The organism is Nostoc sp. (genome assembly GCF_036916985.1).
GTDB lineage: Bacteria > Cyanobacteriota > Cyanobacteriia > Cyanobacteriales > Nostocaceae > Nostoc.
Genome location: NZ_JBALFD010000025.1, coordinates 91,448 through 117,602 on the forward strand (window position 1 = coordinate 91,448; position 26,155 = coordinate 117,602).

General features: G+C 42.6%; 19 protein-coding genes and 2 pseudogenes. 7 read left to right on the forward strand and 14 right to left on the reverse strand.

Annotated features, from left to right (window positions below):
* Nucleotides 1-96: 96 nt before the first annotated feature.
* A complete protein-coding gene (locus V7L07_RS09895) occupies nucleotides 97-855 on the reverse strand; it encodes an isoprenyl transferase (protein WP_335057302.1) in 759 nt (252 codons plus the stop codon).
* Nucleotides 856-878: 23 nt separating this feature from the next.
* Nucleotides 879-1,814 carry a ferritin-like domain-containing protein gene (locus V7L07_RS09900; RefSeq protein WP_335057304.1) on the reverse strand — a complete coding sequence of 312 codons (936 nt, stop codon included), beginning with the start codon at nucleotides 1,812-1,814 and terminating at the stop codon, nucleotides 879-881.
* 197 nt (nucleotides 1,815-2,011) lie between these two features.
* On the opposite strand from V7L07_RS09900, the gene V7L07_RS09905 reads away from it, so the two are divergent.
* On the forward strand, nucleotides 2,012-2,284 hold the full coding sequence (locus V7L07_RS09905) for a hypothetical protein (RefSeq protein WP_335057306.1): 273 nt from the start codon (nucleotides 2,012-2,014) through the stop codon (nucleotides 2,282-2,284).
* A 70-nt stretch (nucleotides 2,285-2,354) separates the two neighbouring features.
* Here V7L07_RS09905 and V7L07_RS09910 read toward each other — a convergent pair whose 3' ends face one another.
* The gene (locus V7L07_RS09910) at nucleotides 2,355-3,035 is read right to left on the reverse strand and encodes a Uma2 family endonuclease (RefSeq protein WP_335057308.1); all 681 of its coding nucleotides are present in this window, start codon (nucleotides 3,033-3,035) and stop codon (nucleotides 2,355-2,357) included.
* 178 nt (nucleotides 3,036-3,213) lie between these two features.
* On the opposite strand from V7L07_RS09910, the gene V7L07_RS09915 reads away from it, so the two are divergent.
* Nucleotides 3,214-5,613 carry a tetratricopeptide repeat protein gene (locus tag V7L07_RS09915; RefSeq protein WP_335057309.1) on the forward strand — a complete coding sequence of 800 codons (2,400 nt, stop codon included), beginning with the start codon at nucleotides 3,214-3,216 and terminating at the stop codon, nucleotides 5,611-5,613.
* Between the two features lie 134 nt (nucleotides 5,614-5,747).
* Here the strand turns inward: V7L07_RS09915 and V7L07_RS09920 are convergent, their stop codons facing one another.
* The 3 genes from V7L07_RS09920 to V7L07_RS09930 form a co-directional block, all read right to left on the reverse strand.
* Entirely contained in the window at nucleotides 5,748-7,106 is a 1,359-nt protein-coding gene (locus tag V7L07_RS09920; protein WP_335057310.1) for an aromatic ring-hydroxylating dioxygenase subunit alpha, read from the reverse strand.
* Nucleotides 7,107-7,737: 631 nt separating this feature from the next.
* Complete coding sequence (locus V7L07_RS09925) at nucleotides 7,738-8,349, reverse strand: HEAT repeat domain-containing protein (protein WP_335057311.1); 612 nt, start codon at nucleotides 8,347-8,349, stop codon at nucleotides 7,738-7,740.
* A gap of 62 nt (nucleotides 8,350-8,411) precedes the next feature.
* Nucleotides 8,412-10,334 carry an eCIS core domain-containing protein gene (locus V7L07_RS09930; RefSeq protein WP_335057313.1) on the reverse strand — a complete coding sequence of 641 codons (1,923 nt, stop codon included), beginning with the start codon at nucleotides 10,332-10,334 and terminating at the stop codon, nucleotides 8,412-8,414.
* Between the two features lie 190 nt (nucleotides 10,335-10,524).
* On the opposite strand from V7L07_RS09930, the pseudogene V7L07_RS09935 reads away from it, so the two are divergent.
* Nucleotides 10,525-10,973, forward strand: a pseudogene (locus tag V7L07_RS09935) (hypothetical protein).
* 169 nt (nucleotides 10,974-11,142) lie between these two features.
* Here the strand turns inward: V7L07_RS09935 and fabD are convergent.
* From fabD to V7L07_RS09975, 8 genes and pseudogenes are all read right to left on the reverse strand, one after another.
* Entirely contained in the window at nucleotides 11,143-12,024 is an 882-nt protein-coding gene (gene fabD / locus V7L07_RS09940) for an ACP S-malonyltransferase (RefSeq protein ID WP_335057315.1), read from the reverse strand.
* Between the two features lie 99 nt (nucleotides 12,025-12,123).
* Entirely contained in the window at nucleotides 12,124-13,116 is a 993-nt protein-coding gene (locus tag V7L07_RS09945; RefSeq protein WP_335057317.1) for a beta-ketoacyl-ACP synthase 3, read from the reverse strand.
* A 114-nt stretch (nucleotides 13,117-13,230) separates the two neighbouring features.
* Nucleotides 13,231-14,253 carry a phosphate acyltransferase PlsX gene (plsX, locus tag V7L07_RS09950; protein ID WP_335057319.1) on the reverse strand — a complete coding sequence of 341 codons (1,023 nt, stop codon included), beginning with the start codon at nucleotides 14,251-14,253 and terminating at the stop codon, nucleotides 13,231-13,233.
* Nucleotides 14,254-14,498: 245 nt separating this feature from the next.
* On the reverse strand, nucleotides 14,499-15,980 hold the full coding sequence (locus tag V7L07_RS09955; RefSeq protein ID WP_335057321.1) for a leucyl aminopeptidase: 1,482 nt from the start codon (nucleotides 15,978-15,980) through the stop codon (nucleotides 14,499-14,501).
* A 167-nt stretch (nucleotides 15,981-16,147) separates the two neighbouring features.
* A complete protein-coding gene (locus V7L07_RS09960) occupies nucleotides 16,148-17,314 on the reverse strand; it encodes an EcsC family protein (protein WP_335057323.1) in 1,167 nt (388 codons plus the stop codon).
* A gap of 199 nt (nucleotides 17,315-17,513) precedes the next feature.
* Nucleotides 17,514-17,996: pseudogene (locus tag V7L07_RS09965) on the reverse strand (Uma2 family endonuclease); the annotation flags it as partial.
* A 17-nt stretch (nucleotides 17,997-18,013) separates the two neighbouring features.
* The gene (locus V7L07_RS09970) at nucleotides 18,014-18,832 is read right to left on the reverse strand and encodes an alpha/beta fold hydrolase (RefSeq protein ID WP_335057325.1); all 819 of its coding nucleotides are present in this window, start codon (nucleotides 18,830-18,832) and stop codon (nucleotides 18,014-18,016) included.
* A gap of 167 nt (nucleotides 18,833-18,999) precedes the next feature.
* Nucleotides 19,000-19,725, reverse strand: a complete 726-nt coding sequence (locus tag V7L07_RS09975; RefSeq protein ID WP_335057327.1) for a lysophospholipid acyltransferase family protein — start codon at nucleotides 19,723-19,725, stop codon at nucleotides 19,000-19,002.
* A 378-nt stretch (nucleotides 19,726-20,103) separates the two neighbouring features.
* Here V7L07_RS09975 and metG point away from each other — a divergent pair, with 378 nt between their 5' ends.
* From metG to V7L07_RS09995, 4 genes are all read left to right on the forward strand, one after another.
* On the forward strand, nucleotides 20,104-21,708 hold the full coding sequence (gene metG, locus V7L07_RS09980; RefSeq protein ID WP_335057329.1) for a methionine--tRNA ligase: 1,605 nt from the start codon (nucleotides 20,104-20,106) through the stop codon (nucleotides 21,706-21,708).
* A 166-nt stretch (nucleotides 21,709-21,874) separates the two neighbouring features.
* Complete coding sequence (locus V7L07_RS09985; protein WP_334710139.1) at nucleotides 21,875-22,504, forward strand: LabA-like NYN domain-containing protein; 630 nt, start codon at nucleotides 21,875-21,877, stop codon at nucleotides 22,502-22,504.
* A complete protein-coding gene (gene lptC / locus V7L07_RS09990) occupies nucleotides 22,504-23,712 on the forward strand; it encodes an LPS export ABC transporter periplasmic protein LptC (protein WP_335057331.1) in 1,209 nt (402 codons plus the stop codon). The genes V7L07_RS09985 and lptC overlap by 1 nt, the downstream gene beginning before the upstream one ends.
* A 419-nt stretch (nucleotides 23,713-24,131) precedes the next feature.
* Entirely contained in the window at nucleotides 24,132-26,042 is a 1,911-nt protein-coding gene (locus tag V7L07_RS09995) for a GTPase family protein (protein ID WP_335057333.1), read from the forward strand.
* Nucleotides 26,043-26,155 lie beyond the last annotated feature (113 nt).

The window sequence follows — 26,155 nt, forward strand, 5'->3', positions numbered from 1 at the left end:
CGCTCATATACCATCGTGGTAATGTGGGTGCTTTTACTTTATCGCTGATGGCAAAAATCCGGTTTAATTTTGAGGCGATATTTGGTGTTTGGTAGACTAAGCTGAGAGTGAAGCTTTAACTTGACCAAAACGGCGATCGCGACTCTGGTAACTCAACAAAGCCTGATAAAATGCTTCTCGATTAAAATCTGGCCAAAGAATATCGGTGAAATACATCTCTGTATACGCCATTTGCCACAAGAGGAAATTACTCAATCGCATCTCACCGCTAGTACGAATCAGCAAATCGGGTTCTGGAGTGTCTACGGTGTAGAGGTGTTGTTCTACAAGGCTTTCATTCACTTGTTCGGCATTGAGTTCACCCTGTTCCACGAGTTGAGCTACTTGACGGCAAACTCTGGTAATTTCGTTGCGGCTACCATAGTTGACTGCAACAGTAAAGTGGATTGCTTGATTGTTCAACGTCTCTGCCATTGAACGTTCCATTTCCGTTTGGAGAGACTTGGGTAAAGCTGATAAATCTCCAATAAAGGAGATTCGCACACCTTCCCGATGCATTTGAGCTAACTCGCGGTGTAGTAATCGCTCAAACAAATGCATGAGAAAATCCACTTCTTCAACGGGACGCTGCCAATTTTCTGTTGAAAAAGCATAAGCTGTCAAGGCTTTAACTCCCCAATCCTTGCAGCAACGCAATAGTTCTTTGAGTGTTTTTGCTCCTTGGCGATGTCCAGCAATGCGCGGTAATCCTCGACTGGTTGCCCATCGTCCGTTACCATCCATGATGACGGCGATATGTTGGGGGATTTTTTGAGGGTTTAAATCGGTGGGTAATTTTGATTTGTCATTTGTCATTTGTTATTTGTCCTTTGTTTTGACTATTTAGTTTCAAATAAATTTTGTAAGTACTCTGGTGTGAGGGTGTTGTTCCAACTCCACAGGCGATGCATTGTGTAAGTGAAGGTGAAGAGGAGGGTTGTTTTGTTGGTTAATGACCAAGCATTCCAGCTAAGGGTAGCCATCATGCGGCGGAGGGTACGCATGAGGTTGTTACGCTGATAGTTTGGCGATCGCGTTTTGATCAGCGTGCGTCCAATTCGCATCAACCCAGTATCAGGGAAAGTCCAGACTCCAAACCCCCAGAATTTGGTTGTATGGTTGATTTCATCCTGTGCTAGTTCTTCTAAAACATCCTGGAGTGCGCCAGTGGTGTGAGCCATGAGCCAAATATAAAGACAGGTTGCACCGTATTCTGTGGCAATGCGGTGTAAGCCGTGGCGATATAAGTCTTCGTAAGCGTCATCTGTGGGGAGATAGCTTCTAACAGTCCGAAGTTTGGGGGTAATTTTCTCACCTGTTAATTGGGTGTAGATTTTGATTAATGCAGGTGTGTGCTGACGTTCTTCCTTTTCCCACAAACCAAGTTCCAGCAGTTCGCCATCTTTACCGACAGTTCCACCAACAAACCGAGCCATCTGAGGATGCAATTTTTCTAAATACTGCCGACTGGTTTGGGTATAGCCGCGAATGGGCGCTTCTGTGTCCATCGCACCTATCAATATAGATAAAAATACCTCTGCGTCTAAGCCGATAATTTGATTGCGGTTAATCGTCTGCCATTCAATGGGTTTCCAGGGACGCGGTTGAGGATTGGCAAACTGTATCGGTAAATCTTGCAGACGCTCATGTAGTTTTTCGACTGCAATATATTTGTCTATAAGTGAGCGAATGCGCCGCTGTGTTTGCAAGTAGTGAGGGCTGGGATAGCTTTTACCTGCTAAGTCTTCTGTGATTGGGCTGAGGGTATTAAGCATATTTTTATACTTAAATTTTTATCTCCATGCCCAATAGCCTAAGCGATCGCACTTCGTTTTGTCAGTCGGCTGAAGTCGGCAGTTTTATGTGATGGAGTTGCAAAAGTCGGAGGAAAAGTTGGATGAAATTGTCACATTCTAATTCAGCAATTATTTATCTATTAGTGACAGAGTAATTAGAATTAAGGAAAAATGCTATGAAGTTATATTTTAAGCATGAGGCTGAATCTGACTTAGGAATGGGGATTGCTTATATAGAATTTGATGGCGATTGGGCCTCCAGGCAAGTTGAGATTTATGGGGATAAATGGTTTTTATCTAACACAGTTTATCATCCAGAAACTAGAGGACTAGCCTTGTGCGACCAACCACTATCAGAAACTTGTTTAGGAACAGAACATGAAATATCAGAAAGTGAGTTTGAGCTTGTTTGGAGTGAAGCTCTTAAAAAGAGTATGTTAAATAACTAAAAATTGTTGTCAAAATAGCAATACTTTTAAAGCACTAAATCAGTTTTACTCTAAGTAATGGAATCGCCCCTCAATCTTCTGGCAATTCCCCAAATTGCTGACGATAACGCTCAAGTTGTTTTTGCGCTAACTCTAACTGTTCTTCTGGAGTTTGATAGCGATTTCCTTGTTGGTCATACCAATACAAAACCTGACGCTGGATATTACCAGATACATATTGCCCTCTACCAATTCCCAAACCAATTTCTGGCATCCAAAAGGGTTCACCAATTTGCAATTGATAGCTACCATCTACTAAGCAATAAACTTCAAAAGGTTGGTGGCGATCGCGTTGCCAATACTCTGGATTATAAATAATGTAGTACAGTACCCCTAGCTTGGCATACATGTCTAATTTTTTGTCATATTCTCCACCAGGAGTTAAGGAGACAATTTCCAAAGCCAGGGTAGGCACAACGTTGTTTTCTTCCCAAACAACATAGCTTTTACGAGATTTACCTTCCTTGCGGCGTTCTACACCTAAGCTCAAAAATCCGTCTGGCACAATCGGCACAAGTGGACTAACCCCTGTGGTGTGGTAAACGCCCATATCCACGCTGAAAAACCAGTCATTACGGTTTGCCCAAATATATTGCAGCAAGAAAAGAAGCAGGTTAGGAATAAAGTTCTGGTCTTCGTTATCCACAGGGGTATCGTCTGAACAAGGAAGTTCAGCACTGCTAGGCAATTGACGTGGGTCTGATTTCACCATAAGTAATGACGGTGGTGGAGTGACCTAATGAGTTTTATTTTATTAGATGAGAAAGCTTTATTCGGAAAAGTCGGGAAAAAAGTCGGGTTTACAGAATCTTATCCGAAAACTCCAGCAATATAACTGTAGAGTAATTTATAGTTGTCCTTAAAATCTGAACTCCCCTCGTCGTTACACAATGGACGCTGAAGCAGCATTAGCATGGTTAGATGCCACAATTCCCCCGCAGACTGGGGAACGGTTGAGCGATTTGCAAAAAGTGATTCTTGTGCAAGTTTGGTTGGGTAGAAAATACTTGGATATCGCTCATGCTTACGGTTGTACAGAAGGACACGCCAAGGATGCTGGTTCTCAGTTATGGAAGCTGCTTTCTAAAGTATTGCGAGAAAAGATTACCAAAAGTAATTGTCGCGCTACTTTGGAGCGAGTTCTGAGAAAAACTACTGCGATATCATCCAGTCTGATTGATTACTCGCGATCGCCACATCCCACCCCAAAATTAGAGGATACCAATTTTATTGGCCGAACAGAAGCGATCGCTCACCTGAATAATTTGGTAAATCAGGGAGCGAAAGTCATTGTTATTCAAGGTGAGGGAGGCTTAGGCAAAACTACTCTAGCGCAACAATATCTCCATCAGGGGTTTGACTTGGTTTTAGAACTACTGATGGCAAAAGAAACGCAGAATATCACCCCCGCCGAACGAGTAGTAGAGGAATGGCTAAAACAAGATTTCGATCAAGAACCTGGGGTAGAATTTGGTGTAACTTTGGGACGACTCAAGCGCCAACTCCACAATCGGCGAATTGGGGTGTTAATTGACAATCTCGAACCTGCATTAGATCAACAAGGTGGGTTGATTGCTTCTCATCGCAACTATGTAGAACTATTGCGGGTTTTGGCTGATGCTAGGGTGCAATCTGTTACCTTGATTACTAGCCGCGATCGCCTTTGTGAACCTGGGCTAAATGTGAATCACTATCGGCTTCCTGGCTTGGATGAAAGTGTATGGCAACAGTTTTTTAGCAACCGAGGATTAGCCATCAACTCGTCAACCTTGCAAATCATGCATCGCACTTATGGCGGTAATGCAAAAGCAATGGGAATTCTCTGCGGTTCGATTCAAGAGGATTTTGACGGTGATATGGTTCTTTATTGGCAAGAAAATCATGCCGATCCTTTAGCCGCAACCGACTTAAAAAATTTAGCGGTTAGTCAAATTAATCGTTTGCAAGCCCTCGATCCCCAAGCATATCGCTTACTTTGCCGTTTGGGATGTTATCGTTACCAAGATATACCCAGTATTCCATCTCAAGGGTTATTTTGTTTACTTTGGGATGTTCCACCCGATGAACATCGCCAAATCATTGCCTCATTGAGAAATCGGTCTTTGGTGGAGTGTGATAAAGGTGAATACTGGTTGCATCCCGTGATTCGGAAAGAAGCGATCGCGCGTTTACGCCCCAGCAATGAATGGGAAATTGTCAACCACAAAGCCGCAGAATTTTGGACAACTAGTATTAAACAAATTGAAACTTTTAAAGATGCTTTGCAAGCTCTGGAAGCATATTATCATTATATAGAAATTCAAGAATTTGAGTTGGCGGGTAAGGTAATTTTAAAAAGCCGAAATAATCAGTGGCAGCAGTTTTTACCTCTTGGTAGTACGTTGTATCGGATGGGTTTAATTCAGCCGATACTTGCGGCAATTAATCAAGTTGTTCACAATCTAGAAAATGACCAAAATCTCAGTGAACTTTACAATATATTGGGTGATTTGTATTGGATAACAGGTAAAATTAGCCAAGCGATCGCCTGTCAAAAAAAGACTATTACTCTGGCAACCCAAACGCTAAAATCACTTGTACCCCAGCCAGAAAATAAACATACAGTTTACTATTTGAGGATGCTAGAAGTAGATTCTTTATTAAGTATTGGTCTTTACAAAATAGATTTGTGGGAACTAGAGGCAGCCGCAAAGTTATTTCAGCAAGTAGTTTATCTGGCTCAAAATACCGAACATCACCGTTGGGCAGAGAAAGCCTCAGTCTGTTTAGCTTTGGTTTATTCTTATTTAGGTTTGCGTGATGCTTCATCTGCATTAGCAAATGTAGCTTATCAAAATATTACGAACGAAAAATTGGTAGAACAAACTGGAAGATTTGTCTATTTCATGCAAATTTTAGGTCAAACCTACGTCAATTTAGGTGAATTTTCCCAGGCAAATCAGATATTCCAGCAAGCTTTGACTTTTGCTGAAGAAAGTCACTATATGCAGGTAAAAGCAAAAACTCTCAATGGTTTAGCAGAAATCCATCGACAACAAACAGATTTTGCATTAGCTCTTGCTAATCATACAGAAGCAATCGAACTTTTGGATAAAATAGGTGCAAAGTGCGATCTAGCTGAAGCTTATTTTCAATTGGGTTTAACTAATCAAAAGATGGTAAAGCCCGATGAAAATCAAATGAATTTCAATCGGGCAATTCAGCTATTTACTGAAATTAAAGCACCGAAACAAGTTGAAAAAGTTTCCAACCTGTGTTCATCAAATTTGTGTCACTTGATTAAGAAATAAAAAGATAATCCCCATAAATAAATTGAGGGGCAACTCTTGGAGACGCACTCGCGTTCAAACCATTTTTCTTTTTCTTTCTTTTGCCTTTTTACTTTTTACTTTTGCCTTGTTCGGTGAGTTAGTGCAACACCAATTTATTCATGGCGAGTATAGGAATCCTCAAATTGAGTTTTGAGTCTCTGAGCCATAACTGCCAAAATAATTAATGTTATAGAAGTAGATACTGCGGCTATTTTTATTCCAGAAGTATCTGTAAGTATTGCGATCGCTGCGAAAGCGATCGCAACTCCTATACAGCTTTGTTGTAATCGTTTGGTTAAGCGATAAGCTTGGTTACAAGAATTACAAATCAGTGTGTGTTGTGAGAATCGGTCTAAGGTTTTTAAATGTTTATTATCCTCGCTATTAGCAATATTTTGGGCAGTGGAAAAACCTTGATAAAAAGGCAAAGATGAGCCGTACTTATCTAACCATCTGCGATATGCAACGACTAATGTATCTGATGTTTTGAGCGGTAAATACAATTCTTTTAATTTTTTTCCTAACCGCTCAATTTGTGCCTTTTGTTCAACAACTATTTGTAAATCACCTTCCAAGACTTTGTTACGGGTGATTAGATGATCTAGCCAAGGAGGCATCAACTTCGTTTTCAAATCAAAAAAGTTACTATAATTTCTGACGAGAATCCTACATCTATTTCTACCGAGGGGAATTGAATACAAAGCTGTTCCCAAAAATCTGTTTTCCTCTCCATTCCCAAGTCTGTAAAGAACTAAGTTTGGAGCAACAAAATCTAGTAATTGCCAGGGCTGATTGGGTTTTTTTGTCTTTCGATATCTTCCACGAATTCCTTGATGGGAACTCTCAAGGACCTCTATTTCTAGTGGTTGGGCTTCAGTGCGATCGCTAAATATGCCCTCATGACTAATAGGGATATGCGCGGGGTCAATAACATTTTCAATAAAATAGCTTTGATCATAAGGTAAATCTCGCATGTAATCTAAGTTAAAACATTCTGGTTTATCCCAATCTGGTACAGTTGGTATTAACTCATCAACAGCGGCTTCAGCTTCACCAGCCCAAATCCAAATAATTCCTTGACGTTCTATAACTTTAAAGGATGATACACAAGCACTAACAGGAATTTTTGCTTCTTTTGATAACTGGGGAATATGCAAACATTTACCATCTTGGCCATATTGCCAACCATGATACAAGCACTCTATTCTACCATCAATAATTTGTCCATCAGACAGTCTAGCTGCACGGTGGGCACAACGATCTGTTAAACAAATTATCTGTCCATCTGTGTTTTTAAATAAAACAAAAGGCTCTTCATATAATGAAAATCTATAAGGGCGATTTATAGGAAAATCTTGGAGAAAACACACAGGATACCAACATTTTCTCCAATCAAATTCTGACTGAGATTCAAGAGTCTCGAAAGTAGAATTTTTGGGTGTCGTCTCTATTTTTTTTGTTTCTAATATCATAGTTTTCTCCAGAGTTATATTAGTCTATTTCTCAGCAGAAATTATCCAATTTTGTAGTGGTAGGTGTATTTGTTCTTAAGTCCAATTTTCTTTGCTAAACTCTAAATAAAATTAATACTAAGAATCCACCACCACTACATTTAGCTGTGAGGCGTGTATACTTATTTTTTTTGCAATTAAAGCAGTTTTCTTTTACATGAAGTACAAATTTATGGGTTTTTAGGCAGGAAGTAGAAACTCTTTAGTCTAATTTTGAGTTCTGCATTTTCTACTTCATTTACTTGAAAATTGCTGTAACTTAGTGAAGGCTATCTCAAATATTTCTTCTATATACAATTTTTTAGGAATATTTACAACCCTCCTCCGGCACAAATATCTGTCTCATTCAGTTATTACTGATATAAGTTTTATAACAAGAATTAAATAATACATTTATTGAAAATAGACGATTCAGTATAATATTTCCCCTACTGCTAACCATCCATAGTTCAATACAGTTTAGATAAGCCCAAAACACTTGTAGAGACAGCGATTTCTCGCGTCTCAAAAACCCAAAATTGTTGCCAGTAGCCATTAACCCAAGTGTATTGATCCCTAGTCAATGTCTTAAAATTGGCTACAGGTACAGTAATTATTTACTCACCCATTGCTCCCATTGTTGAGCAGAGCGATCGCGTTCTGCCTGTGACCCTACAGGATCATAACTTCCTAAACTCTGCCATAACTTATTCCAGTCATGCCCTTGGGGTAACTTACTCACCACAGCTTTAACAATCAAAAAAGCCCGTTCACGAGTCAAATCATTGGGTGCTTGCAGCAAAGGAACAACCAAAGGCAAAACTTCTTTCCCCCCTCGCATTAAAGGATACATCGAAGCTGTGTAGGGATTGTGTAGTATATCAGGGTAATCATCAAGGGTAGCCACCAAAGCGGCCAATGCACGTTTATCCCCTAATGTGTATAGGGCAGTGGCAGCACGGGCGCGTACTTCTGGATTAGTGTCATGGGTAGCTTGGAACAAAGCATCAGCACTGGCGGGGTCGCCAATTTCGCTCAATCCCTCAGCAGCGAGACGACGGGTACGGGGATTGGAATTAGTCAAGGCTTCCAACAAAATGGGGGTAGCTTGTTTGCCTAAACGGATCAATTCACCCAGAGCTAAACCGCTAGTGTCTTGATCTGTGGAGTAGAGCCGTGCTTTGATCTGCTCTACATGTGTTGCAGTCGCATCTTGATTATTCATATATAAATTTCCTCCAACGACCAGTATCAAAACTGTCATGAATATTCCTGCCGTTCTCCAGATCACGGTGTCGCTCCTCCTCCCCCGGCTGGTGCTGCTGCTGGCACATGCTGAAAGCTCAAAACAACCCGGCGATTGCCCCGACGATTTGCTTCTTTATCTTGGTTAGTAGTGGCATCTGGGGTAAAGTCTTCGGTTGAGCCAGAGCCGATAGTTACAGCACTAATTTGAGTTTCAGCTACACCCTTAGCACGCAGGGCTGCTCCAACTGCCTGCGCTCTGCGTAAAGATAAATCCAGATTGTGTTGAGAAGCACCGCCGCGTCTGTCAGCGAAACCTTCGGGAGTAACTTTTACGTCAGGGAAGCGCCGCAGGTAATCTAAGAATGTATCGATTTTGCCTGTTTCGCTGGAATTGAGTTGGTCGCTATCGAAATCAAAGTAGAAAATGACTGGTTCGTGTACGTAAAAATCTCGATGCTTCTCCAGAGCCGCATCGAAAGTGGCGGATTGCCCATCCTGTGCTGATGCCTGATCGTTCTCAACTTTACCAGCCCGAATCTGGAAGCCCCAATGAAGCGCACCGTAAGTTGTCATGGTGTCTTCTCCCCTAGCCACCGTCTGAAAGTCGAAGTTGAACTCACCGGCCCCTCCGGGAGCGTCGGTTAGTTCTGCGGCTTTGATGTCGGTAGGGTCATCGGAGCGTTTGTAACCGATAGTAGCTCCGCTTGCACCACTGGAAGAGGGTCGCGAAAGTCCAGGGGTTGCTGGATTGGGTTGGGCTGGGTCGTTGCCAAAGGGATACTGAGCAGGTAAAGCACTTCCGCCAGGGGCATTGGTTCCTGTACCACCGTGGGCAGGTGCATCATTGTGCAGTACATCAGTGAAATATCCGCCCTCAACTCCTGTGGTGGCATCAGCAGTTGTGCGTAGGCTAGCACCACGAGCCGCAGGTAAAGACTGAGGTTCGACGTTTGTGCCTGTAGCATTTGTCAAACGCACAATTTGAATCAGTCCAATTTGGTTAGAGTAAGGAGCGGTGGTTTTGGGTTTGAAACGAATAGTAATCGGTAGACTCGCTCCGTTTGGTGTGGCATTGACTTCAAAAGTACCGTGAGTCAGGTCGTATGTGGGGTTAATTGCTCGTTGAATTAATAATTTTCTCTGAGCTGCACCTGTCTGCTGTACTACATGAGTCAGTTCATGGGCAGTTAATGCATCATTACCTGGTGACTTACCTGCACCAAAGAAAATGTTTTGTTGGTGCGTAAACGCCTGGGCATTTAAATCCCGATTCATCTGTACCGATTCATTGCCTGTATGTACGCGCACTTGACTAAAATCAGCACCGAAGCGGGGTTCCATATAGGAGCGTACCGTATCTGGTAAGGGGCTGCCTCCACTTTCACTGCTGTTTAGTCGAGTCTCAAAATTATCCTCTGTCTGGAAGCTGCCATTGGTAGAGAGTTGTAGCGATCGCTTTGTTTGCAATTCCTCTTCTTCTTCTGGCATTGCTTCCCGTTGCACCAAGGGAGTTATAGCCGCTGCTAGAGGTTTAGTTTGTACTTGGTCTTGAGTCTGTGTATTTTGTAAACCTATGGGTTCAGGTTGAGCCATTCGCATGATCTGGTCGGCGACTTTATCGGCTTCCTGCTCATAATAATCGTCTGGCGCACCAACTGTAAGTTTTGCCTGGGGACGATGCAAGGATATACGACTAATGTCGTGATTAAGGGGCTGTTGTTTGATGGCTTGTGGTTCTAATAATTGCTCATCAATAGCCTGCGCCTCTTGAAGGTCAATTGATGCCTCAGTTACTCTTTGAATTGAAGAATTATTTGTTTGTAAACCGAAGCCACGTGTTGGAGAAGCTAGTGTAGGAATAGTTGAGGAGGCTAGGGCAGGATTAGTAAAGCTTGATGTGGCTGATTTCTGATGCCCAAGCGTGCGTAGAACTCCAGTGGCTTGTCGTCCGACATCGCTCATCTCACCTTTCCTCCATCAATATTCTTAATTAACAGACATTATAGGATTTGTCTAATTGCGATCGCTATCGACTTAAGTGTAAATTATCTTGCTCATGCCCAGAGCCTAGATGAGTGTCACTGTTTTCGGGCATTGAGTTCTGATAGGTTTTTATCTAAAATAGCCAGTATAAATTTGGCTAAGGTTGTTTATGAATTCCCGCCGCATTCTCAAAGCTGGTGAATCTTATACTTTCAGCCGATATTTTGAATTGCCCTTCACTATTGATGATATTTTAGCCGAATTAAATTGCACTGTGGAAAGGAAAAATCTCACGCTCCCTGAATATTCAGAAACGACTATCTGAAAGGGACTCTCGACTACTATATTGCAGCACCTCAAAATTTATTGGTCATCGAAGCTAAACAATCAGATTTAGTTAGGGGATTTACTCAACTTGCGATCGAATTAATCGCCCTTGATCAATGGACTAAATCTACATCTGAGCTTTTATATGGAGCAGTTACGACTGGTGAAGACTGGCGTTTTGGAGTTTACCATCGCACAAATCGTCAGGTGATTCAAGATCAGAAACGCTATCAAGTCCCAGAAGATTTATTGATATTGGTAAAAATTCTTACAGGTATTGTTATTGGTTAATCAATTGAGTGGCGATCGCATTTTACAAAAAACAGCAATGCACTCTAATCTCTCAGACTATAAGCTAGTACTACACGGCTTAAATAAAGCAACCATTTAAAATAGCCTTTACCATAGTACGGAGGTACTGAGTAATCTTCTTACTCACTCAGCACTCAGCACTCAGCACTCAGTCTGGTAAATGAGCAGCACTCTGAATGTTTTCTAATATTAAATCGGGGCTATTACGTTTAATCAAGCCAGTTAGGACTTTACCAGGGCCAATTTCCACTACTCGCTGGATGCCGTTAGCTGGGAGTTGTAGAGAAATTTCTCGCCATCTTACAGAACCAGTCATTTGTTTGTTGAGGCGTTCCTTTAAAATCTCGGCATCAATAGACGGAATTGGTTCTACATTAGACAACACTGGTACAATCGCTGGTTGAAATTCCACAGATTCTAGAATATCTTGGAATTCTGCCGCTGCTGGTGCGATTAAGTGTGAATGAAATGCTCCAGAAACTTTTAGCGGAATCGCACGCTTTGCTTTAACTTGAGTCATCACTGCTTGCACAGCCTCAGTCGTGCCTGAAATTACTACCTGACCTGAACTATTATCATTTGCCAGCACTACATCAGGTGTTTGGGAAATTACTTTTTCTAACTGTTCGGGGTCAAAGTTGATCAAAGCTGCCATCATCCCACCAGAGGCGCTATCCATGAGTTCTGCACGACGCTTTACTAGATATAAACCAGCTGACCACTCAAAGACACCCGCAATATAAAGGGCAGTATATTCTCCCAAACTATGACCAGCAACTAAATCTGGCTGGTGTCCTTGTTTGCGGAGAAGATCGGCAAGAATGCTTTCTACCACATAAAGAATTGGCTGGGTGTATAGTGTCTGTGATAACTTTTCTTCTTCGTTTTGACAGATTTCGATTACAGACCAGCCCAAAATCTCTTCGGCTTGGGCAAATTTGTCTTTAGCGGCAGGTATATCTAATAAGTCCATTCCCATTCTCAGGGTTTGAGAACCTTGTCCGGGAAACACCCATGCAGTTTTAGTCATTGGTCATTAGTCATTAGTCATTGGTCATTGGAGACTGGGGACTGGGGACTGGGGACTGGGGGCAGAGCTTCCCAATACCCAATACCCAGTCCCCAATCCCTATCTTCCCCATTGAAAAATTGCTGCACCCCAGGTAAGACCAGCGCCAAAGCCGGATGCAGCAATGATGTCATTGGGTTTAATTTTACCTTGCCGTACCGCTTCATCTAAAGCTAAGGGGATGGAAGCAGCTGAGGTGTTGCCGTACTGGGCGAGATTACTGATAACCTTATGTTCAGGGACATTCAGGCGTTGGGCAACGGCATCGATAATCCGCTGATTGGCTTGATGCAACAGCAGCCAGTCTATTTGATCAATGCTAAGGTTGGCTTGAAACAAGGCTTTATCTATGATTTCTGGCACTTTTTGAACAGCAAAGCGGTAAACTTCTTTGCCGTTCATCGTAATCGGTTGGTAAGTGCCTTTGGTGATATTTACATTCGGGAGTAGTTCTTGGGAAGCGCCTGTGTATGCAAGATTGAGGTGATGGTTTTGAGTACCATCACTTTTAAGTGCAAATCCTAATAAGCGATCGCTTTTGGCAGCCTGTAACATCACTGCCCCTGCACCATCACCAAACAAAACACAAGTGCGCCGATCTTGCCAATCTACCCAGCGAGAGAGGATATCTGCCCCGATCAAAAGTACATTTTTGTACGTACCAGTTCTAATGTATTGGGCTGCTGTCACCAGGCCAAACACAAAGCCGGAGCAGGCAGCTGTCAAGTCAAAGGCTACTGCGTTGGTGGCTCCCAATAGAGCCTGGACTTGACAAGCACTACCAAACAAATCATCAGGGGTGGAAGTTGCCAGTAGAATCAGGTCTAGGTCTTCTGGTTTAATGCCCGCAGATGCGATCGCCTGACTGCTGGCGGCAGTAGCGAGTACACTCAAGGACTCTGATGGCAATGCTAATCGCCGTTTACGAATTCCCGTTCTTGTGGTAATCCACTCGTCTGATGTTTCAACTACTTCACTCAATGTCTGGTTATGTAAGGAAGTTGCTGGTACTGCCGAGCCGCTTCCGGTAATTGCTACGCCTAAGTTTTGCACTCCTAATCCCCCAAGCTATCAGCCTTTTTGTCCTTTGTCTTTTGTCTTTTGTCCTTTGTCAGTTGTCCTTTGTCCTTTACAAATGACCAATGACGAATGACTAATGAGCAATGACTAACCGCTCTCGCGCTCTAGGATATATTGGGACTGAATTCGTTGTATCACCTGGTTATCAACAGCTTCTTTAGCCATGCGAATTGCATTAAAAATTGAAGGAGCTTGTGAGCTACCGTGACCGATAAAACAGACTCCTGCCACGCCTAACAGCAATGCACCACCATGTTCTGCGTGATCCATTCGCTGCTTAATTCGCTTCAGGTTTGGTTTTAAGAGTGCTGAACCGATTTGACCGTGCAATCCTTGGGGTAATTCTTCCCGCAGAATTTGCAGAATCACTTCTCCAACAGCTTCGGCAAATTTTAATAATACATTGCCGACAAAGCCATCGCAGACAATCACATCAAAGCGACCGGAAAGCACATCACGCCCTTCGGCATTGCCAATAAAATTAATTTGAGAATTTTCGCGTAGCAGTTGGTGGGCGCGGACGGCTGCATCATTGCCTTTAGAGTCTTCTTCACCGATATTTAGCAAACCCACTTTCGGTTCAGTTGTACCCAAGACATACTGACTGTAAGCCGATCCCATAACACCAAACTGCTCTAAAAACTTAGGACGGCAATCTACATTTGCGCCAACATCAAGTACTAGCACTGGCTTACCAGCAATAATCGTGGGAAAAACAGTCCCGATCGCGGGGCGCTCAATTCCCGGCAATCGTCCTAAGCGGAGCAAAGCTGATGCCATCGCTGCCCCAGAGTGACCCGCAGAAAATACGGCATCTGCCTTTTGCTGCTTGACTAAATCCATCGCCACATTGATCGAAGCCTTGCGTTTGCGTCTAACTGCATTTAAAGGCTCCTCATCCATAGCGATCGCTTCTTCAGCAGCCACGATCTCCACCTGCCCTAAACTTGTTTTTGATGGCAAGGCAGCTTCTATTTGTTGGGGATCACCAACCAACAATATATCTACACCCAATTCTTCCCTTGCTCGCAATGCGCCAGCAACGATTTCACCGGGTGCGTGATCCCCTCCCATTGCGTCAATTGCGATCCGTATGCGAGTCGATCCCATTGCTCACAGCTTCTAGAAACCTTACAAATTTTACCAGATGGCTTTGCCGAAAAAGCTTAACTTTCTGACCGCCAAATTACTTCTGTTACGATTGCAACAATTTTTGCTGGCTAGCTCAAGATAGCACGAATTGTTCGGTAGTAGGGAGTAGGGCATTGGGCATGGGGCAATTCAATTTTGGATTTTGAATTTTAGATTTTGGATTAAATTTCAATCTAAAATCCAAAATCTAAAATCTAAAATTCTTACTCCCCAGCACTCAGCACCCAATCAACTAGTGTCCGAACGCCGTAGCCAGTAGCTCCTGCACTGTTGTAGCCATTTTCTTTATCTGTCCACACTGGCCCAGCAATATCTATGTGTGCCCAAGGGGTTTGTTTGACGAATTGTTTGAGGAAAAGGGCTGCGGTAATTGCACCACCTGGACGAGGCCCTGTATTTTTCATGTCCGCGATACCAGATTTTAGCCCTTCAAAATATTTTTCTTCCATTGGCATCCGCCAAATCTTTTCCCCTGAAGTTTCCGCAGCTTTTTCGATTTGGAAAGCGACAGCTTCATCGGGAGTGTACAAACCAGCAATATCCTCACCCAAGGCAATGACATTGGCACCAGTCAGGGTGGCTAAATCAACGATCGCATCTAAGCCCAATTTGTCGGCATACACCAAGGCATCTGCTAGGGTCAAACGTCCTTCAGCGTCGGTGTTGTTCACTTCGATGGTTTTGCCGTTTGAAGCTGTAAGAACGTCTCCAGGGTGCATAGCGTGACCGCTAATCATGTTTTCGGTCGCTGCCGAGATAAAGTGAACTTCTGAGTCTGGCTTAATTTGAGCGATTGCTTTTGCTGCACCCAAGGTGGCAGCTGCACCGCCCATATCAATTTTCATGGTTTCGATGCCACTACCAGCACCTTTAATGTTGAGTCCGCCGGAGTCGAAGGTTAAACCTTTACCAATAATTGCTAATTTCTTTTTGGGTGTACCTTCTGGCTTGTAAGTTAGGTGAATAAATTTCGGTGGCAAATCTGAAGCTTGGGCGACTCCTAAAAAAGCACCCATACCCAACTTTTCGCAGTCTTCCCGTTCTAGAATTTGCAGTTGTAAACCGTATTCCTTAGCGATCGCTTGAGCAGTTTCCGCTAAAGTAATTGGTGTTACCGCGTTGGCTGGCGCTGCTACTAACTGCCGTGCCAAATTTACCCCAGAAACGATTTGATGAGCGCGGGTAATTGCGGCTTCTTGTCCACCAAAACCCAGTAAATCTATACTTTCTATTTGTGAACCTTTATCTTCTGGTTCTGATTTAAAGCGAGTATCTTGGTAAAGTGCCAATTCTACACCTTCGGCGATCGCTTGGGCGCTGGCTGCTGGATCGTTGTTCCATAATGGAAAACTAAATCCCAAAATTTTGCTTTTTTGCTTTTTTCCTACCCTGGCAACAGCAGCAGCAGCGCGTCGCAGAGTATCTAGTTTTAGCTCATCTGTTTTACCCAAACCGACCAAAATCAATTTCCGCACTGGGTTACCAGCATTTACACGGGTGAAAATAGTACTGTTGGCTTTACCTTTAAATTCTTCTTCAGCAATTAGTTCTTTTAAAACCCCAGAAAACTTTTGATCTAAAGTAGCTAGTTCTCCGGTTAACTCTACTGCATCTTCAAATAATCCAATTGCCAAACTATCGCCTGCCCACTCTAGCAAAGGCTTATCACTAGGTTGAATTGTCATTTTGGGATTTTGTGTAAATATTCCTTCCTGTACCAGTATTGCTCAAAATTCTGGTTTCATGGGGAGGGACTGGGGATTGGGGATTGGGGATTGGGGGAGCAGGGAGAAGAGTTTTCCCCTCCGCTCCCCGCACCCTGCCCCTCTGCCTCTTTTCAATGCCCCATGCCCTATGCCCCAATTTTATTTGTGTCAATGCCAAATTTGCTGGCGATCGCTTCGATGATTTTTTGCTCAACTGGTGTAATCTGATTGTCAAGCTGGGCAATTTTGTAACATTGAGCCAATAAGGGTATGGCAAAATCACGATTCAGTTGATTGAGTAATATATCTAAAGGCTGAGGTGATTTGATATTTTTGGCAATGGCATCCAACGAGGTAGGAGTTAGATTTAGAGCTTTTAATTCTGGTAAAATTTCTTTCCAAGTCTTTTCTGGATGACTAGCTAGAATCATGTGAACTAAGATTTGATCCGTGATGGCTTGTTGAGCGATCGCACTTTCTAGATACTTTTCACTTTCGGCTTTTAATGTTGCTAATGTCTGAGGCGATGCCAGAGATGTTGATTCATCCAGCTTGGTTTCGTAAAATTGACAAGCAGCATACCCTAATGAATAGATCATCGTTGCATTTGAACTAGCTCCAATAACTGCACCCGCTAAGGGCACATTTCGCAGCAAGCCTAATCCCGCAGCTTTCAACAAACGCCCTCCACCCAAAGCCAACCCAAAAATTGCCAAAATTTCACCTTTGCGGGCAGGATCTTTTAAATCTAGCCCGTAGACAGATGCAATTTGATAAAGCATTTCTGACTGCAATTTTGTTGTGGCTGTTAAATCAATTGCCAATAATGCCACTGCTATTCCTGGCAAAAAACTAGTGGCTAGTCCAACTGTGGCTGCTTGAGTTGCTTTTTCCACCATGATTCGGTGAGCAAGCTGGCTAGGTGATTCATTTGGATACTGTTTCTTAAGCTTGTTTACCGCCACTTCTGCTTGTTCTAAATCAACAAGGTTAGTATCACTAATTAGCCAATTGAGATTTAAGACTCCAGATAGTTTTCTAATTAGCCAATTTTCGCTGAGGCGATTCACAACCTGACCGCTGCTTTGAGTTGTTTGCTCAATAAACTTATGTGTTTCTTTTGCCGTTGCTTCTCCCACTCCTACTGCTGTGTCTAAAACTGCTTGGCAAGTCTGAGCAATAGTTTTAATCAAAGACTCTAATACAGACGGTTCATTTTCTATTGATGATTGAGCCTGGATTCCTACTTCTGAAGTTTCTTTGGGTAGATTAACTGGTTTATTCACTTTTTTTTCTTGGGGTTTGTCTGCCATTGCTTGACACCATCCTGTAAAGCCTCTCTTTTTAAACTTGTAGCGAAAGTGTGAGTGGCTTGACATCTCCCAAAAAGTACAACTAGTCAGAGTTAATAGGAATTATTCTGGGTCTTAACTATAGATATACAAAATTTGACTGAGGTTCTTATTTGACACTTTTAACTTTTTACTTTTGCCTTTTTCGGTGAATTCACTATTATCGACCAGCTTTGAAAATTTGTTCTGCTGTCAAAATTAACTCAGGGAAACCAGTATATATAATGCGTTCGCTACCCATAAACTGACTAACTTGGTATTCTCCATCAATTAGTTGATAAACTGAAATAGTGGTTTGTTTGGGATTACCAATAAACTTCCTATCTGGCAATGCTGCATAGTCAACAATTCAATATTCTGGTATACTCATTTCTTCATAATCGGCAAGTTTCAAATAATAATCATCGCGCCAATTGTTACTGACAACTTCAATCACCAAAGGAATTGATGTACCCTTAGTAACAGGAGAAGACTTTTCCCAAAAAGGTTCATCAACTAAAGCAACATCATTTAGTATTAATACATCAGGAAAATAACCTGATTCTCTTTCTGGTGGTTTCACAATTGCTTGATTGAAAATAAAGTAGGGGAGATTTAATTGTCTAAACTCTAAAGTCAATTCAGCCGCCGAAAATCCTTTTATAAATGCTGCACCTTCCTTTACTTTTTAACTCTACTTGTATCAGCTTTCTTTTCTAAAAATTCGTTATTATTAAGAATTTCGTAGAGATTAGTATCTTTTTCTAGCAAGCATGCGTGTCCACAATTTGGCAAGACCACAACCTTGTTATTTGGTAAAATATTTGCTATCCGCTTCACTTCAGTTACGGAAGGCAAAAGGCGATCGCTACCACCGGCAATTAACAAAACTGGTTGAGTCAAATTACCTAACTGTTCCTCATCAACATGAAACTCTCGTAGCAAAGACAACCGCCAAAGAACCGTTTCAGCTGGGACAGAACGCATAGTTTTCAGCAAATCGTGGCGATCGCTGCGAGAAATGCGTGACAAAGATGCTAAAAATGGTAATAATCCCAGTGCGCCAACATCATACAATCCTGATGGCACTAAGTAAGTTAGTTGAGATGCCCAACTTAACCAAGGGCGGAGATGAAAGGATGAAGCTGGGTTAATTAAAATGATTCGCTTAAATAAATGAGGTGCTTGGATTGCTACTTTCATTGCCAAGCAACCACCAAAAGACTCACCACACAGGTAAACTGGTCTCTGAGAGCTTTTTTCTAATTCGGCGTCGATCAAGTCCAATACACTCTTCGTTAGCATATCCCAAGTGTTAAGGTCTTTCCGGGGAAGCGCCAAAGAGCGCACATCAAAGCCAGTTTCTAATCCTGCGGTTTGCGATCGCAATAGTTGACCGGTTCCATCCATTCCTGGTAAATATACCAATAGCGGATACTCTAGCTGTACTCGTTCAGGAGTCAGAAAACAAGGCTTTAGCTCAACTTCAGAAATAGTCATTGGTCATTAGTCATTAGTCATTGGTCAATGGTATAAAACTTTTGGACTGTTGATTGTTGCTTTTGGGTGAAGTTCGGTGTTTTGACCAAAAGCAAATAATCCTTTGAGAACAAGAGACTAAAAGTCGTGGGCACAATCCAAAATCCAAAATCCAAAATCGAATGGCTCTAATAGGAACCTTGACGGAGTAAATTGCTAATTTCACTATGACAGTGTTCTGTCAGTTCAGCCACAACAGTTCTAGCTTGTTTGCCATGATATTTTTGATGATATTGGGGCGTAATCCAATAAGGACGACCGATTAACACCGCAACCCGGCGATAAATTACCAAAGGATGCCAACCACCTTGCTTAAATAAGGGTTCTGAAGGATCAAATACACTCAAAAGCTTTAAGGGGAAGCCGGAAGTGTTGACTTCTTCTAAAGAGGCGATCGCGATCGGTAAAATAGCTAAATCCTGTACATCAGCTCGTAATGCCAAATGAGCAAATCCCCGTTGAAACTCACCCAGATGATTTGGTTGAGTAAATTTCACCATTGGTTCTGTCCCTTCTGGAAACACTCCCACCATCTGCTTGGACTGCAATAGCACCTGCGACTGCGAAAAAAAGCTTTGCTGGCGGTTTTGAGTATCCTCCAAGGGAAAACACCCCAATTGACCGGTGACAATCTCCCGCATGATTGGCACTTGTCCCATATAGTGATGACAAGCAAAGCGAATCGGACTCGATAACGCTGCCATCAAAATCAGTGCATCCATAAAGCTGCGGTGATTGCTGACTACCAACACGCTAGCATCCTGGGGAATGCGATCCTCATAATAGCGAAACATTTGCGTTGAAAGTGCCGCCACCAAAGCGCGAGAAATCTCTAGGGGGCTATTTCGATTCATACCTAATCAATATATTTTCCGGTAAATATGGCGATTCATCTTAATTTAATTTTTACATTTCTTTACTATTGCCATGACCGTCTTAAGATAGAAATATCTAATCGACAAAAGCAATGAGATTTTCTGCGTTCTCAATTTTGTATTCTTGATCACAAGAATATCTAATATAAACTATTCATAAAAATTATGATTAGTTAGTTTCCATTTTTTAGGTAAAAATGAATTTAATTGATGTCTATTACAAAACAATTCTTGACCTGATAAATTTGCTAGTATAAAGATGTTATTGGAAAAAATAGGAATAATATTGTATAATTGCGTGGTTTTGCCACCAAAAGCTAAAATGTAAAACGTTTTAATAAGTTAATTTTATTTTGTATGAATCTAGTGAATAAAACAACAAACACATTTGCGCTGACCACACCTCTATATTATGTAAATGATGTACCCCATATAGGTAGTGCTTACACGACGATCGCAGCCGATGTAGTGGCGAGATTTCAAAGACTACTGGGAAATCAGGTATTACTAATTACAGGTACAGATGAGCATGGGCAAAAAATTCAGCGCTCGGCAGAAAGTTTAGGCAAAGCACCACAAGAATTTTGCGATGAAATTGTCCCTAGCTTTGTGAGTTTATGGCAGTTACTAGACATTCAATACGATCGCTTTAGTCGGACTACTGCGCCTCGTCATGAAGCGATCGTGAAAGAATTCTTTGAGCGAGTCTGGAAATCTGGTGATATTTACCAGGGACAACAACAAGGCTGGTACTGCGTATCCTGCGAAGAATTCAAAGAAGAACGGGATCTGTTAGAAGGACACCGTTGCCCAATTCATACTAACAAAGAAGTGGAGTGGCGAGACGAACAAAACTATTTTTTCCGCTTATCTAAATATCAAAATAAGCTCACAGAATTTTATCAATCTACACCGGATTTTATTCAACCAGAAAGTCGGCGTAACGAAGTCCTCAGCTTTGTAAATCAAGGGCTACAAGACTTTTCAATTTCGCGGGTAAATCTAGATTGGGGTTTTCCCGTACCAGTTGATCCCAAGCACACCCTTTATGTCTGGTTTGACGCGCTGCTAGGTTATGTCACAGCATTACTAGAATCAGACGCAGAACCGACTTTAGAAAATGCTTTAAAAACATGGTGGCCGATTAATTTGCACCTAATTGGTAAAGATATTCTCCGCTTCCATGCAGTTTACTGGCCAGCAATGCTGTTGTCGGCTGGCTTACCCTTGCCAGGGCGAGTATTTGGGCATGGCTTTTTGACCAAAGATGGTCTAAAGATGGGCAAAAGTCTGGGTAACACCCTTGATCCTGTTGCGTTAGTTAAACGCTATGGTAGTGATGCCGTTCGTTATTACTTCCTTAAGGAAATCGAATTTGGCAAGGATGGAGATTTTAATGAAGTTAGGTTCATTAATGTTCTGAATGCAGATTTAGCAAATGATTTAGGTAATTTGCTCAATCGCACCTTGAGCATGGTGAAGAAATACTGTGCTGAGAATAATGTCCCATCAATTGGTAATGAAGCGATTCCTGACGAAAATCCTTTGAAAGCAATTGGTTTACGTCTGGGTGAACAGGTGAAACAAGCATACCAAGAGCTAGCTTTTAGCCAAGCCTGTGAGGCTATCCTTTCACTGGCGCAAGCCAGTAATAAATTTATTGATGAACAAGCTCCTTGGTCATTATATAAACAGGGACAGCAGGAATCAGTGGAAAAGGTTCTCTACGCAGTTCTAGAATCAGTTAGGCTAGCAGCTTATCTGCTATCCCCAATTATTCCGAACATCAGTAGCGATATTTATCAGCAGCTAGGTTTTGGAATAAATTTTAACGATCAAAAACAAAGTTCAGCTAACGCTTCTTTTGCCATTCATGCGACATGGGGAATACTATCTAGTAAACAACCTTTGGGTACACACCAACCGGTTTTTCAACGAATAGAAACCCCGAAAAACGATTAGTCATTATCAAACTCTGATTTTGTTCAATTTCTTATTTTCTCACAAAATTTATCGTGGCTGAATTTAAATCAGCTGCGGAACGTTATCATAAGCCGCTGTGACTAGCATCTAAAAGTTGGTAATTTGTATCAAAAATAACAGGGATAAAAATTGAGGTATCACAACGATGTTGAATAATTTGGAAAACGATTCAATCTTTACGCCAGAACAGGTTTTGGAGAATCGGGGTAGGGTTGCCATATTTATTGATGGCTCAAATCTATTTTACGCTGCACTACAACTAGGGATTGAAATCGACTACACCAAGCTATTATGTCGATTAACAGGAGGTTCTAGACTGCTGCGTTCTTTTTTCTACACAGGCGTAGACCGGACAAACGAGAAGCAACAGGGGTTTCTGCTGTGGATGCGTCGCAATGGCTATCGAGTCATTGCTAAAGATTTAGTCCAGCTACCAGATGGCTCTAAAAAAGCTAACCTGGATGTAGAAATAGCGGTAGACATGATGGCGCTAGTAGATTCTTATGATACCGCAGTTTTAGTTAGCGGTGATGGGGATTTAGCTTATGCAGTCAATTCAGTCAGCTATCGTGGCGTGCGGGTAGAAGTCGTCAGCTTGCGTTCCATGACCAGCGACAGCTTAATTAATGTTAGCGATCGCTACATTGATTTAGAAGCCATCAAAGAGGATATTCAAAAAACCCCTCGCCAAAGCTATCCATACCGTCCCTTATCTGGGATCGGTTTTTTGGAAGACACTAGAACTAGTGATGGACATTTAGAAATCCAAGAATAATGGCGTATAAGTTTCATAAAAGGGGGAGAAAGGAAGAGAGAAAAAATCAAAATTTCTCCTCCACTCCCTCCTTTCTTATTTTACCTTTGACTTTTTTCTTGGTATTTGGTTTAGTTGCTTGTGGAGGCAAATCTCCCCCAGCTTCTCAACAAAATACTGAGGCTTCATCTAATTCAGATAGCGATTTAACTTTCTTTGGTGTCACCCTAGAACAAGCAGATGAAGTCGGACGACCGATTTGGAAAGTCAGGGCTACACGGGCAAAATATACCAAAGAAAAAGAAATTGGTCAGGCCGAAAGTCCTTATGGTGAACTATACCAAGATGGCAAAGTAGTTTACAAAATCAAGGCAGATGTAGCAGATATTGAACAAGATGGGAAGCAGTTGTTTCTTAAGGGTAAGATATTTGCCACAGATCCTAATAATGGGATTGTGTTGCAAGGCAATGAATTAGAATGGCGTCCTCAAGAAGATTTGTTAATTGTCCGCAACCAGATTAATGGTACTCATAAACAACTACAAGCAGTAGCACAGGAAGCGCGAGTTAAAACCCGCGAACAGCGCATGGAATTTTCGGGAGGGGTAATAGCCAATTCCACCGATCCCCAAATGCAGGTTAGAACCGAACATTTAATTTGGAATATTAAAGAAGAAAAACTGATTGGCGATCGCCCCGTCCAAATTGACCGCTACAAAGATAATAAAATTAGCGATCGCGGCAAGGGGAATTCTGCCGAAGTCAACTTAAAAACTAAAATTGCCACTGTCAAACAAAATGCTCAACTAGATTTACTAGACCCACCACTGCAAATAGCTAGTAACTCTATGATCTGGAACATGAACACAGAAACCGTGACCACAAACTCACCCACGCGCATGTTCCAGCGTGCCGAAAATGTCACAGTGACAGCTAATCAAGGTGAAATGAAAATACCGCAAAAAACCGTTTATTTAACAGGAAACGTCAACGCTGTTGGTCAACGTCGCCAATCTTTGAAATCCAATACATTAACTTGGTATTTAGACAATAAGTTAGTTGAAGCTCAAGGAAATGTGACTTATCGACAAATTGACCCACCGTTAAATTTTGCTGGTGAAACAGCCGTTGGTAATCTGCAAACAGAAAATATTGTTGTCAAAGGCGGCAGTTCTGCCGGTAGGGTCGTCACGGAGATTATTCCCCAAGAAAGAGCCAATCGTCGTTAAGGAGGCAGGGGAAGCAGGGGGCAGGGGGCAGGAGGTTTATATTCAAAAGGGGATTCAGACTAGTACAAGAAGGCAAAAGTAAAAAGGCAAAAGTAAAAAGAAAGAATGCTTATTTCGTAAGCTTTCTGGCTATTTTAAATGGGTGGTTTATTTACGCCGTGTTGTACTAGGGTGTTGACTCTGTGCGTTTTTAGGGCGTCAAAATTCATGCAAAATATGTTCCGTCATTGCGCTGACACAAAAATAGCATGAGCCAAAAACCTCCAAATTTCATCAAAGTCAACAGCCTACCTCCTGACTCAGCACTCAGCACGGGCTAAACGCCCCGCTAACAGCACTCAGCACTTTCAAGCCCCTAATGAACAGATTTAGATCGACAATAGCAATATAAGCAGTCTAACCAAAGCAGGTATGGGGCAATGGTGCGATTAAAACCGTGGCAGTGGGTTGTATTAGCAATCCCGATCGCGTTTATCATCATTTTTTTACTGGTATCCGCCGGTTTGCAAATTCATGCATGGGGCATTAATTGGATTTGGGGTTTGTTTACCCTTTTATTCGTGGGTTGGCGTTGGCTGCTAGTCAAATGGACTCAACCAGCTGTTAACCAAATAGAAGCTGTATTAACTCAAGTCCGTGAAGAACTGGAATCGACGGCAGAAGATACAGTACAACCAGTGGGAAGTGATACTACAAAGCTTGCAGAAACCGCACTCCAAGAAATTCTGCAAACAGCACAAAGCGATCGCCCCATTTGGGAAGACTGGCAAACTTTTTGGACGCGCTGCCAAGATTTAGTCGTGGCGATCGCTCATATTTACAATCCTCAAATTCAATATCCTCTGCTGAATATTTACGTTCCCCAAGCTTACGGGTTGATTCGCGGAACGGTGGATGATATGGATCAGTGGATGCAAAAGTTATCCCCTATCCTCAATCAGGTAACGGTGGGACAAGCATACCAAGGATACGAAGTCTACCGAAAGTTGGAACCATCGGCTCGGAAATTCTGGCGTGTTTGGAATTGGGCACAGTGGGTTTTAAATCCAGTGGCGGCGGTGGCAAAACAAGCCAGCCAGGGTTCCAGCAACCAAGCAACTCAACAATTGTTGGGGAATTTGAGCCAATTATTTCGGGAAGCTGCCCTGAGAAACTTATGTCGGCAGGCGATCGCACTTTACGGACGCAGCCCAGTTTCAGCAACCGTAGTTTCCACACCAACTTTACCCCAGGCAAAAACCCAAACACTCCGAGAAATCTTAACTCAAGCTGAACCAGCCGAGGCGGTTGGGCAAAAGCCCGTTAATATTCTGCTGGTAGGGCGCACAGGATCGGGAAAAAGCAGCCTGATTAACACGCTATTTCAGGCGGATCTCGCAGCCGTTGATGTTTTACCGAGTACCGATCGCATTCAAAATTATCAATGGCAGGCTCAAGGTGGGGAAATTCTAACGCTTTGGGATACACCTGGTTATGAACAAGTCAACCGTGGCGATCTCCGAAATTTGGTGCTTGATTATGCCATCAACGCAGATTTACTGCTGTTAGCTACTCCTGCCCTCGATCCTGCCCTGCAAATGGATGTGGACTTTTTGCAAGATATCAAAGCAGAAGTTGCAGATTTACCTGCGATCGCGATCGTCACTCAGGTAGATCGGCTGCGTCCCATCCGCGAATGGCAACCACCTTATGATTGGGAATGGGGCGATCGCGCCAAAGAAATTGCCATTCGCGAAGCCACTGAGTATCGTGCCAAACTGCTAGGAAACTTCTGTAATCTAGTTTTACCCGTGGTTACAGGTGACAGCAAAACAAATCGAGTTCCTTGGGGAGTGGAGGCGCTATCGTTGGGATTAGTCGATGCGATCGCGCCGACCAAGCAACTCCGTCTCGCCCGCTTTTTGCGTAACTTAGAAGCCCGTATTGTCGCTGCTGCCAAAATCATTGACCACTACACCTTCCAAATGACGACAACACAGGGATTAACGGCTTTGCTCAAAAGTCCCGTCCTCCAGTTTGTTTCTACGCTCTCAACCGGATCTCCAGCTTTAGCATATATGTTGGCAGAGCAAATTCCCGTGGAACAGTTGCCGATTGTGATTGGCAAACTTCAAATGGGATACGACCTTTTCTCGCTCTTGAATACAGGCAACTCCAACTCGCTCAACTTTGAATTGCTATCCCTTTGGCCGCTACTGCTGGAAAACTCCGCTGCACCCGATCGCAACGCCTGGGCATTTGGTCACGCCCTAGTAGAGTACTGGACTCAAAATCTAACAATTGAACAACTCCGAGAGCGATTTGAGTATTATTTGGCGATCGCTAAATAAGGAAACTCCAAGAAATAAATTATCCAATATTGTGGGGTGGGCAACATAAGCGCCCACCCCACAAGAGTTAATTGAATTTCATCCTGTCTCTAGCTTCCCTCTCCGCTCCCTGA